The organism is Nocardia sp. CY15, assembly GCF_009829295.1.
GTDB lineage: Bacteria > Actinomycetota > Actinomycetes > Mycobacteriales > Mycobacteriaceae > Nocardia > Nocardia sputi.
Window position 1 is genome coordinate 1 of the sequence record NZ_VUOT01000089.1, and the last position, 1,511, is coordinate 1,511.

At 66.5% G+C, this 1,511-nt stretch carries 1 protein-coding gene; it reads left to right on the forward strand.

What is annotated here, in order from left to right; genetic code table 11:
• A partial coding sequence (locus GVY39_RS33695; RefSeq protein ID WP_159931026.1) for an amino acid adenylation domain-containing protein occupies positions 1-1,511 on the forward strand: 1,511 nt, incomplete at both ends.

Consider the following 1,511-nt stretch of genomic DNA (forward strand, 5'->3'; position numbering starts at 1 on the left):
ATTGCCGGTGGCTTTGCTGGGTGTGCTGACCGCGGGGGCGGCGTATCTGCCGATCGATACCACCTATCCGGTGCAACGGTTGGAGTTCATGCTCGAGGACGCCGCACCGGTATGCATCCTGACCACCGAGCAGGAGCAAGAAGTGCTGCCGGTCGGCGATATTCCGGTGATCCTGCTCGAGGAGACCAGCGGCTACGACGACGCGCGGGTCCGCAACCACGAGCGAGTGGCGCGGCTGCGCCCCGACCACCTGGCGTATGTCATCTACACCTCCGGTTCCACCGGTGTGCCCAAGGGGGTCGGGGTGGCGCATCGCAATGTGGTGGAGTTGTTCGCCAACACCCAGTCGCTGTTCGAGTTCGACGAGACCGACGTGTGGACGTTGTTCCACTCCTACGCGTTCGACTTCTCGGTGTGGGAGCTGTGGTGCGCGCTGGCCAACGGCGGCACCGTCGTAGTGGTCGACTACCTGACCTCGCGGTCGCCCGAGCAGTTCCGTGAGCTGCTGATCCGGGAACAGGTCACCGTGCTCAACCAGACCCCCTCGGCGTTCTACCAGCTCGCCGAGGCCGACCGGGCCGCGCACCCGAGCGACCAGGGCAAGTTCGCGCTTCGCTATGTCGTCTTCGGCGGCGAGGCATTGGATCTGCGTCAGTTGCAGCGCTGGTACGACCGTCATCCGGTCGATGCGCCATGGCTGGTGAACATGTACGGCATCACCGAGACCACGGTGCATGTGTCGTTCCTGTCGCTGGATGAGCAGATGGTCGACAACCAGGCCAGTGTGATCGGGCGCGCGCTGCCCGGTTTGGACGCCTACGTGATCGATGACCGGCTCCATCCCGCACCGGTCGGTGTGGCCGGTGAGATTCACGTCGCGGGTGGGCAGCTCTCGCGTGGCTATCTGGGCAGGCCGGGGTTGACCGCGACACGGTTCGTGGCCGATCCGTTCGGTGCGCCGGGTTCGCGGATGTATCGCAGCGGCGATATCGGCCGGTGGGTCGGTTTCGGTGGTCAGGCCACCCTGGAGTACGCCGGGCGTGGTGATCAGCAGGTGCAGTTGCGGGGGTTCCGGATCGAGTTGGGGGAGATCGAGGCGGCGCTGCTGCGGTGTCCGGGGGTCGGTCAGGCGGTGGTGCTGGTTCGCTCCGAGGAGCACGCCGGGGACCGTTTGATCGGGTATGTGGTGGCCGATACCGGGGTGAGTGTGGACGCGTCGGTGTTGCGGGCGCAGGTCTCGGAGTTCTTGACCGGCTACATGGTGCCGGATGCTGTGGTGGTGCTGGACGCGCTGCCGCTGACCCCGAACGGGAAACTGGACCGTAAAGCGCTGCCCGCCCCACAGTTCAGCTCCGGTGCGGTGTTCCGGGCGCCGAGTTCCCCCGTCCAGCAGGCCGTCGCCGAGGTGTTCGCCGGGCTGCTCGGCGCCGACCGGGTCGGTTTGGATGACGATTTCTTCGCGTTGGGCGGCAACTCGCTGCTGGCCACCCGGGTGATCGCCCGGATCAACG